This window comes from Brevibacterium senegalense (assembly GCF_000285835.1).
Classification (GTDB): Bacteria; Actinomycetota; Actinomycetes; order Actinomycetales; family Brevibacteriaceae; genus Brevibacterium; species Brevibacterium senegalense.
Map to the genome: position 1 here is coordinate 379,137 of NZ_HE978601.1, position 9,095 is coordinate 388,231.

Annotated in this window: 5 protein-coding genes, 1 tRNA gene and 4 pseudogenes; 2 read left to right on the forward strand and 8 right to left on the reverse strand. The window is 68.7% G+C overall.

Translation table 11 applies throughout. The features are described 5' to 3' along the window. Nucleotides 1–199: 199 nt before the first annotated feature. Entirely contained in the window at nt 200–1,915 is a 1,716-nt protein-coding gene (poxB, locus tag HGBR_RS04815; protein ID WP_019158198.1) for a ubiquinone-dependent pyruvate dehydrogenase, read from the reverse strand. A 96-nt stretch (nt 1,916–2,011) separates the two neighbouring features. Between poxB and HGBR_RS04820 the strand changes: the two genes are divergently transcribed. Next, a tRNA-Lys gene (locus tag HGBR_RS04820) sits at nt 2,012–2,084 on the forward strand. Between the two features lie 610 nt (nt 2,085–2,694). On the opposite strand, the pseudogene HGBR_RS19330 reads toward HGBR_RS04820, so the two are convergent. The 7 genes and pseudogenes from HGBR_RS19330 to HGBR_RS04860 form a co-directional block, all read right to left on the reverse strand. Beyond that, nucleotides 2,695–3,795: pseudogene (locus HGBR_RS19330) on the reverse strand (recombinase family protein); the annotation flags it as partial. 172 nt (nt 3,796–3,967) lie between these two features. Beyond that, the gene (locus tag HGBR_RS04835; protein WP_019158199.1) at nt 3,968–4,195 is read right to left on the reverse strand and encodes a hypothetical protein; all 228 of its coding nucleotides are present in this window, start codon (nt 4,193–4,195) and stop codon (nt 3,968–3,970) included. After that, nucleotides 4,195–4,797, reverse strand: coding sequence for a hypothetical protein (locus HGBR_RS04840; protein WP_019158200.1), 603 nt, complete (start codon nt 4,795–4,797; stop codon nt 4,195–4,197). The genes HGBR_RS04835 and HGBR_RS04840 overlap by 1 nt, the downstream gene beginning before the upstream one ends. Nucleotides 4,798–4,813: 16 nt before the next feature. After that, nucleotides 4,814–5,260: a single-stranded DNA-binding protein gene (locus HGBR_RS04845; protein ID WP_026077341.1), complete on the reverse strand. Its 447-nt coding sequence runs from the start codon at nt 5,258–5,260 to the stop codon at nt 4,814–4,816. A gap of 106 nt (nt 5,261–5,366) precedes the next feature. Then, nucleotides 5,367–7,118, reverse strand: a pseudogene (locus HGBR_RS16450) (type IV secretory system conjugative DNA transfer family protein). Between the two features lie 26 nt (nt 7,119–7,144). Continuing rightward, entirely contained in the window at nt 7,145–7,711 is a 567-nt protein-coding gene (locus tag HGBR_RS04855) for a hypothetical protein (RefSeq protein ID WP_019158204.1), read from the reverse strand. Next, nucleotides 7,711–8,064: pseudogene (locus HGBR_RS04860) on the reverse strand (ATP-binding protein); the annotation flags it as partial. The gene HGBR_RS04855 and the pseudogene HGBR_RS04860, both read right to left, overlap by 1 nt. Here HGBR_RS04860 and HGBR_RS16455 point away from each other — a divergent pair. Next, a pseudogene (locus HGBR_RS16455) lies at nt 8,051–9,095 on the forward strand (ISL3 family transposase); the annotation flags it as partial. The pseudogenes HGBR_RS04860 and HGBR_RS16455 overlap by 14 nt on opposite strands.

The following is a 9,095-nucleotide window of genomic DNA, read 5'->3' on the forward strand; positions in this document are numbered from 1 at the left end:
GCTCCTCTGTCTGCCGTGGTCGTGAACGAGACAACAGTGGTGCAGTCCGGCTCCGGCGCGCGGTCACCGCGTCACACAGCGACACGGTTCGACACACGGATCGCCCGGCAGGAGGGTGGAGCGGCTCAGGACGGCGGAGTGGGCGTGACGAGCGGGGCGGGCTCGCCGGGGCCGGGCGGGCCTGACGGGCGGGACCGGCTCAGAGGAGCTGGCGCATGTTCGCTTTCGCCAGATCGATGAGCTCCGTCCCCCGGCCGGACAGGACGGTGCGGATGGCGAACAGGGCGAAGCCCGCCGCCTGCTCCGCCTTGATCGACGGCGGCAGCGACAGCTCCTGCCGCTCCACGACGACGTCCAGCAGTGCCGGGCCGTCGTGGGCCAAGAACTCCTGCACCGTCGTCTCGAGGTCCTTGGGTTTCTCGACGCGGAAGCCCTTGACCCCCAGCGCGTCCGCGACTGCCGCCAGGTCCGGGCTGTTGAGGTCCGTCGCGTGGGTGACGAAGCCGGCGGCCTTCATCTCCAGCTCCACGAAGTTGAGGGAGTCGTTGTTGTAGACGACGGTCTTGACCGGCAGCTGATGCTGGGTGAGAGTGAGCAGCTCGCCCAGGAGCATCGTGAGGCCGCCGTCACCGGCCAGCGCGACGACCTGCCGGTCCGGCTCCGCGGACTGCACCCCGATCGACTGGGACAGCGCGTTCGCCATCGATCCGTGGGTGAACGAGCCCAGCAGCCGGCGCTTCCCGTTCATCGTGAGGTGGCGGGCCGCCCACATCACGGGAGATCCCACATCGGGGAGGAAGACCGCGTCGTCCGCGGCCGCCTCGTCGATGAGGCGCGTGAGGTACTGCGGGTGGATGCGGCGACGGGCCGGGGTCGCGAGCTCGTCCAGCTCCTTCCGCGTCTTCCCGTAGTGCTTGACCATGCGGTCCAGGTGCTTCGAGTTCGTCTTCTGCGTCAGCAGCGGCAGCAGCGCCTGGACGGTGGAGCGGACGTCGCCCACGAGGGGGTGCTCGACGCTGATGCGGCGACCGATCTGCCCGCCGCGCACGTCCACCTGGATGACGGTCGCGTCCTGCGGGAGGAACTGCGGGTAGGGGAAGTCCGTGCCCAGCAGGACGAGGGTCTCCGCACCCATCATCGCGTGATAGCCGGAGGAGAAGCCCAGCAGACCGGTCATCCCCACGTCATACGGGTTGTCGTGCTCGATGAACTCCTTGCCGCGCAGCGCGTGGACGATGGGGGCCTGGAGACGCTGTGCCAGGTCGACGACCTCGTCATGCGCGCCCTCGACCCCGGCACCGGCCAGGATCGTCACCTTCGTGCAGTCGTTGAGGGCCTGCGCCGCGCCGGCCAGAGCGGGCCCCGCCGGGACGAGTGAGGTCTGCGTGGGGAGGACGGCCTCGGCGGCGGCGTCGACGCTGTCCAGCAGCACGTCCCCCGGGATGACGAGGACGGCGGGGCCGCGCTGGGCGAGCGCCTCGCGGATCGCGATGCGCAGCAGGCGGGGCAGCTGGGAGGCGTGGTTGACCGGCTGCACGTAGACGCTCGCCTCGCGGAAGAGCTCCTGGGGGTTGGTCTCCTGGAAGTAGCCCGTGCCCATCTCCTCGCTGGGGATCTGCGCGGCCAGGGCGACGACGGGGACCCGGGAGCGCTTCGCGTCGTAGAGCCCGTTGATGAGGTGGGTGTTGCCGGGCCCACAGGAACCGGCGCAGGCGGCGAGGCCGCCGGTGAGCCCGGCCTCTGCGGAGGCGGCGAAGGCGGCGGCCTCCTCGTGGCGGGTGCTGATCCAGTCGATGCCGTCCGTGTCGCGGAGGGCGTCCGTGAAGCCGTTGAGCGAGTCGCCGGCGATCCCGTAGACGCGGCTCACCCCGCTCAGTGCCAGTGTGTCGACGACGTGCTGTGCTGCGGTGACCATGACGCGCTCCTCAGTGGATCGGGTGTGAGTCTGCCCCGAGCCTAACCCCGGTCACCAGCGCGTCGGTAGGTCGGTGGGGACCGGTAGACTCTGCGTGGGCCTATAGCTCAGTTGGTAGAGCAGCGGACTTTTAATCCGCGGGTCGTGGGTTCGATCCCCACTGGGCCCACCCGACGCACAAGGCTCGAACCCTTGCCAACAGATTCGTTGGTGGTGGTTCGGGCCTTGTCTGCATTCTCGGCCCAGGTGAGGGCGTTGGCGTTGATCTCGGGGTCGAGGAGCATCTCGAAGGGTCGGTTGTTCTCGGCGCGTAGTTCGTCGTCTTCGTCGATGTAGACCTTGGTGAAGAACGCCTGGTTGCATAGGCGTCGGTTGGCGTCGTCGCACCGGTTGTAGATGTCAGCGCAGTTGGTCAGCAGGTCCAGGGCGTCGTCGAGGTGGGCTCGGGCGTCGGCGTATTCGCCGTGGTGGGCGTCGATGCGCCGGTTGACTTGGTCGAGTTCGCCCAGGATGCGATCTTGTTCGCGTTTGAGCAGGGCAAGCGGGATCGCGTCGGCGTAGTGGGCTTGCAGGAGCCGTTCCTGCTCGTGTTGGAGGCGGTCGCGGTTGGCGGTGAGCTGGGCCAGTTCGTCGACTTCGGCGGACATGAGCTGATCGAACTCGTGGTGGAGCATGCCGGCGAGTGCTTTGCGGCGGGCGGGGGTGATCTGGATGCGCTGGTAGTAGTCCTCGATCAGCTTCTCGACATCGGCGATGAGGATTGCGCTGCGGTCACAGTTGGTGCGCTTGGAGTGCCGTCCGGAGCAGACGAAGTAGCAGTAGACGTTGCCGTGTCGGTTCTTCGCGTTGGACACGATGAGCCGGGACCCGCATCCTCCGCAGTGGATGGTGCCTTTGAGGTAGTGGTCGTGGATCTGCGTGGCCTCCGCCGCCGACTTGTGAGCGGTGAGGACGGATTGGACCTGGTACCAGACCTCGGCGGGCACGAGGGGCTGATGGGCGCCCTTGTAGTTGATGCCCCGGTATGTCACGTCGCCCTTGTAGTAAGGGTTGGTCAGCAGCCGGTGCACCGAGGACACGGCCAACGGCTTGGAGGGGCGTTTCGGGGTGGGAAGGCTCATCAGGCCGCGGGAGGTGAGTTCGTCGTGGAGCTGGCTAACGGTCCAATTCCCCGAGGCGTAGGCCTTGAATGCCCACTCGACCAAGGGTGCCCGCTCGGCATCAGGTTCGACGGTGCGGGCTTCGCGGCCGAGTTCGTCGCGGGTGCGGACGTTGAGATAGCCGATGGGTGCCTTACCGAGAGTTCCACCGCCGACGGCCTTCTGGGTCATGCCTTTGGTGACTTCGGTGGCGAGGTTGCGGGAGTAGAACTCGGCGATGGTGGACATGATGCCGTGCAGCAGCATCCCCGAGGGTGTCTCGTCGATGTTCTCGGTCGCGGAGACGAGGAGCACCCCGGCTTGCTGGAGGGCGAGGTGGATGGTGACGTCGTCGGCGCGATTGCGGGCTAGGCGGTCGACCTTGTGAACAATGCAGTAGGCGACCTTGTGTTGTTTGACGTAGCGGATCATCCGCATCAGCTCGGGCCGATCGGCCTTGCGAGCGGACTCACCGGCGTCGACGAACTCTTCCACGACGGCCGCTCCGAGCTGTTCGGCCTTGCGCCGGTTGGCTTCGCGCTGGGCGGGAATGGAGAAGCCCTCGTCGCGGCCGCCCTTCTCTGCCTGTTCCTTGGTGGACACGCGCAGATACGACACTGCCACGGCGGCACCTTGGGGTGGGTCGATGAGGCTCTGTACCGGGTCGTCACGGACGGGGTCGGTGTTGGTCGCGGTGGTCATCGGGGTCCTTCTCTCACGCGGATCGACCCTCGCGCCCATTGGCCGATGGAGCCCGTGACGGGGGTGCTGATCGTGAGAGCAGCCCGAAGGCTGTAGGACGAGACCCAGAGAGGGTCACGTTGCGTGTTGCCCGCCACGCGGCGAGGTTTAGGACCACAACACCCCACGCGGTGCGCGAGGCTTGCTTGGTTCATTCTACCGTCCCGGTCCGTCATTGCGCGATAGCCGCAGACGACGAGCCGCCGGCAGCGGGGCGGTAGGTGTCGGGCGGCTCGGCTGCCCGGTGTTCGGCGCGGGTGTGGCCGGTCTCCTGCAACGTCAGCCGGATCAGGACCTCGGCGAGCTTGTGCAGGTCCGGCCGGTCACGATGGACCGCGCGGACGGAGAACGACCGGTCCTCGTAGCGACGGCGGTTCGTCTTCTTCACATAGGAGCCCATCAGTCCCGTACCTCACCGGTGTCGGGGTCGATGTGGGCGTAGAACGCGTCCTCGGCCTGCTGACGCCGCTCGACATCGGCCATCACGAAATCCACGAACTCGCTGTCGCGGTCGGCGATGATAATGTCCTCCACCGGGGGTGCAGGGTCCTCGCCGGGCCAGACGGTCTGTCGGGTGGGCCGGTCCCGATCCAGGCGAGTGCCAGAGGCGGCCACCCAGTCGCGGAGCCGGTTGCGGGTCTCGGCGAAGTCGCGATGCCACCCGCTCGGGGCGGACCCGTTCTGCTCGGCGTCGTAGGCGCACAGCCAATGCAGATGCAGAGCGGACAGCTCCCACACCAGTTCGGGATGGTGGTGCCAGAACGGCGGGATCACGCTGGCGGGCAGCCCGTAGGTGTGCCGCAGCCAGTCCACCCACCGGTTCAGCGCCAGCCATTCTTGTTCCAGTTCGTGCGCGGTCAGCAGGTTCCAGTTCACGGGGTGCGGTGGCTCCGACACGTCCGCGGCGCTGATCCGCGGCGGAGGGTCGAAGACATCCGGTTCGGCCGGGCCGGATTCGTCCGTCCCGACGCCGGGGTCAAAGTCGGGGGTGTCCTCAGTCATCGTCGCCGCTCCCCGTTCACAGGCTCAGCGGCGACGACTGGGCGGCCGGTGCCGGCGGGTTTGGTGCCTCGAACGCGGCCGCGTCTCGCTCTACCGCAGCCCGGCGCGGTGTGCGGTCCACGTCGTAGCGGGTGCGGGCGGTGTCGTGGCCGATCTTCTTGGCGACGAACTCCTCACCCTCGACGTTCTGGCCGTCGCGGTCGTAGCTGACGGGGCGCGTGTAGCCCTCGGCGATGAAGTTGTCGCCCTTGGCGAACTTCGCGTGGGCGTGGTCAGCCGAACGGCCGAACATCACCATGTGGTGGTAGGTCGTCTCGATCTGGGTGAACGACCCGTCGTCCTCGCGGCGGAAGTGCTCCTTGCCGACCCGTGCGTAGAACCGGGCATCGCTCTTCGACGTTTCGCGCAACTGCGGGTCCGAGGCGATGAACCCCGACAACGACTCCTGCGTCTGAATAGCCATGACAATGCCTTCCTGCCTTCTCGATGGCGACCACCCGTTCGGGGCCGCTGTGTCAGGCAGGTGCACGTCCGCACACACGGACGCGCATGTGTCACGACACCGCGTCTTAGGACTCGGTGGGGCGGCGCAGCAGCGCCTCGATCTCGGCCCGGTCGGTCTTCAACCGGGCGGCGTCAGGGCGCGATGGCCAGGCCCGCAGGTCGGTGACGATGGGCGGTGCCGACCGCAGGAGGGTGATACCGGTGCCGAATGGCAGCGTTCTGATTCGGTCTGGCGGCAGGATGGGGACGCGGCGGATGGAGCGTTGGTTGGAGCGGGTGCCGTGGTCGCCGAGGGTGACGGAGTCGGTGTATTCGTCGCGTTCGCCGATCAGGGTGGTCAGGTCTTGGAGGTCACGGCTGTTGGAGGCGCCGCCGAGGATGATCTTGACGATGCTGGCGTCCCAGATCGCGCCGGCGGCGTTCTCGTTCCACTTGTCCCGTGCCTGCGCTAGCGACTGCAAGACCGGGAGAGTGGTGATGCCGGTGCCGCCGCCTTCGGCCATCAGCGTCGGCAGCGAGGGTAGGGGTGCGAGGTTGCCGATCTCGTCCAGCGCGAGCAGCAGGGGCGGGTCGAGGCGGGCGCCGGCTGCGCGGGCTGCGAGGCGGCGTGCGGTTTCGATGAGGTCTTCTACAAGCGCCGCCACGAGGGCGGCGGATGCGCCGGCGCCGGCACCGGTGGCGAGCAGGTATAGCGTGCCGCGCTGTCGGATGAAGCCTTCGGGATCGAACTCCTCGCCTGGGCCGGGTGTGACGGCATCGAGCACGCGCGGGTCGGCCAGTGCTCCGAGGGCGAGGGCGACGCCTTGCCAGATGCTGTCGCGGGTCTTGGGGTCGGAGTCGATCATCGCCCCGAGGGAGTCTGCCCATCCCGTCGCGGCCGCTGGTGAGTTGGCCAGGATCGCGACGGCTTCGGCGGCCGCGGAGGGGTCGAGGGTCCAGCGGAACAGTTCGGCCGGTGGCCGGTGGTCGAGGGCGGCGGCGTGCAGGAGCGATTGAAGGGCGGTGCGGGTTTTGCCTTCCCAGAAGCCCCCGGATTCGACCCCACCTGCGGAGAGTCCGGTGGCGGCGGCGAGGCCGGTGGCGCGGATCATCGCGGTCAGCGGGTCTTCGCAGCCGCGGACGGGTGACCAACGCATCCCGGCGGGCAGCCCCTCAGCCAAGCGCTGCGGGTCGAATACGGCGACGGGACCGACCCGCTCGCGGGCGCGGAGGGTGGCGGTGAGGTTGTCCGGCCGGGTGCTGGTGGTGACGACGGCGCCGGGGGCGTCGAGGATTGCCGGGATGACGATGTGCAGGCCTTTGCCTGATCGGGGTGGGCCGATGAGCAGGATTGAGTCCTACACGCTCGCCCAGACCTCACGGCCCTTGGAGGTGCCGATCCGGTAGCCGACATCCGAGGGGACTGGATCGCTCAGCGAGGGCCGTAGTGTCTCGGCGCGGTGTAGCAGCGCCTTGCCCGAGGCGGTCTGGGCGACTTCCTGGCTGGTGGCGGTGCCGGCGAGGCGCCGCGGGTCACGCTCGACCTTCCGTGAGTGCCGTCGTATCCGACCCCACACCCATGCACCGGTGGCGATGAGCCCTGCGAGCAGGGCCGCTGTGGTGATCCAGTAGGCGACCGGGTGCAGGCCATCGGCGGCCAGCGCGCTTGCGGGGTCTGCGGGGTTGAACAGCACCCCGAGTCCTGCGGCCGGGCCGGCTGCGGGTTGGTGTGTGCCGGTGAGGAACGCCGCGACGGACCCTGCGGCGCGGAGGATGAGTGCGACCCCGAACATGCCGACCAGGCCGATGAGGGCGGCGTTGGTCAGCTCCTCGCCCATGCTTCCGGTTTGCCGTTGCGGTGCGCTCACGGTAGCCGCCGCATACGTAGAGTCCCCGAGACGCGGCCGAGCAACGCGACCTCGCCCGTTCCGTCGCGCAGGACGGGTCGGAGGCGGTCGAGGTCGAGGAGGGTGCGGGCGTCCCCGGTACCGGTCGCGTCGGTGTGGGAGACGATGACCGCGACGGCGACGTCCTCGCCGGGCACGAATCCGTTTGCGGTCACCTCCGCCAGCGCGGGGCCGCGGGGCTTCGTCGTGTGCTTCCCCCGCCCCGAGGCTGGCTCGCTTGGTTCGGCATCGGCGGGTGGCGGGGTGCGGCGTCGGGCATGGAGGATGTCGGTGAACACGGTCCCGTCGGTTTCGCGGACCTCGATGCGCACGGTGATCGTCCGGTCGGCGGTGATGGCGTCTAGGAGGTTTCCAAAGGTGCTCCGTGTCCACGTCTCCCCGTCTGATGGCGGCGGGAAGTCGGTGCCGTCGACGGTGACGTCCAGGGCGCCGGTCTCGGTGACGGTGATGACGACGTGGGGCAGCACCACCGGGGTGTCCGCGGGCTTGTGCGGGGTCGTGCGGTGTGGGGGTGTGCGGGTCATCACTTCACTCCCGAGGTGAGCCGGGAGCTGGTGTCGAACAGTTCCAGCTCGGCCGGATGCAGCTGGTGTTGGGTGACGAAAGCCCGGTCTTTGATCCGCCAGAGCCCCTGCCCGACCCCCAGAGAGGGGAGGAGTTTCTGCTCCGTGCCGGTGAGTCCGAGGGCGTGGGCGGTGGGGCCGAGCTGATCGGACTCCTGCCGGTAGACAATCCGGGTCTCGGCATTGGCCAGGAGGCTGTTGGCCAGGGAGCGCATGGCGGAGCCGGCGTCGCCGACGTTGTCGAGGTCGGAGAGCTTGTGGAAGATCAGCATGTTCGCGATCCCGTAATGGCGTGCCAGCCGCCAGTGCGGATCCCACGGCACCCCACGAGGCACCGTGATCCGCCGGCTGGCCCATGAGCCGCTGGGCTGGCGGCCCACAAGCCTGCACATCACGGTCCGCCGCTACCGGTGCGATGACTGCGCCCACGTCTGGCGCCAGGACACCACCGCCGCGGCCGAGCCCAAGGCCAAGCTCTCCCGCCGGGCCCTGCGCTGGTCTCTGGAGGCCCTGGTCATGCAGCACCTGACCGTCGCGAGGGTCGCCGAGTCACTGGCGGTGCGGTGGAACACCGCCAACGACGCCGTGCTCGCCGAAGGCAAGCGGATGCTGATCGACGACCCGTCCCGGTTCGACGGCGTCACCGCGATCGGCGTGGATGAGCACGTGTGGCGCCACACCCGCGGCGGGGACAAGTACGTCACCGTGGTCATCGACCTCACCCCGCTGCGGGACGGGACCGGGCCGGCCCGCCTGCTGGACATGGTGGAGGGCCGCTCCAAGCAGGTCTTCAAGACCTGGCTCGCCGAACGCGACCAGGCCTGGCGGGACGGCGTGGAGGTGGTGGCCATGGATGGGTTCACCGGCTTCAAGACCGCCGCGGAGGAGGAACTTGCCCGAGGCGACCGCGGTCATGGATCCCTTCCACGTCGTCCGCCTGGCTGGGGATGCTGTGGAGAAGTGTCGGCGGCGGGTCCAGCAACAGGTCCTCGGCCACCGCGGCCGCAAGGAGGACCCGCTCTACAAGGCCAGACGAACGCTGCTGACCGGGGCGGATCTGCTCACTGACCGGCAGTACTCGCGGATCCAGGACGTCTTCGACGGGGATGAGCACGTGGAGGTCGAGGCGACCTGGGCGTTCTACCAGCACATGGTCGCCGCCTACCGGGAATCCGACCGGGCGAAGGGCAAGGTGATGATGCAGACGCTGATCACCAAGCTGGGCCGGGCGGTGCCGAAGAAGCTCACTGAACTGGCGGCGCTGGGCCGGACGTTGAAGAAGCGGGCAGCGGACATCTTGGCCTACTTCGACCGCCCCGGCACCTCCAACGGTCCCACCGAGGCC

What these genes read in the sequence shown, in the direction of transcription:
- HGBR_RS04840 (WP_019158200.1), bottom strand. Translation starts at nt 4,797, where the DNA reads ATGACTGAGGACACCCCCGACTTTGACCCCGGCGTCGGGACGGACGAA.
- poxB (WP_019158198.1), bottom strand. Translation starts at nt 1,915, where the DNA reads ATGGTCACCGCAGCACAGCACGTCGTCGACACACTGGCACTGAGCGGG.
- HGBR_RS04845 (WP_026077341.1), bottom strand. Translation starts at nt 5,260, where the DNA reads ATGGCTATTCAGACGCAGGAGTCGTTGTCGGGGTTCATCGCCTCGGAC.
- HGBR_RS04855 (WP_019158204.1), bottom strand. Translation starts at nt 7,711, where the DNA reads ATGACCCGCACACCCCCACACCGCACGACCCCGCACAAGCCCGCGGAC.
- HGBR_RS04835 (WP_019158199.1), bottom strand. Translation starts at nt 4,195, where the DNA reads ATGGGCTCCTATGTGAAGAAGACGAACCGCCGTCGCTACGAGGACCGG.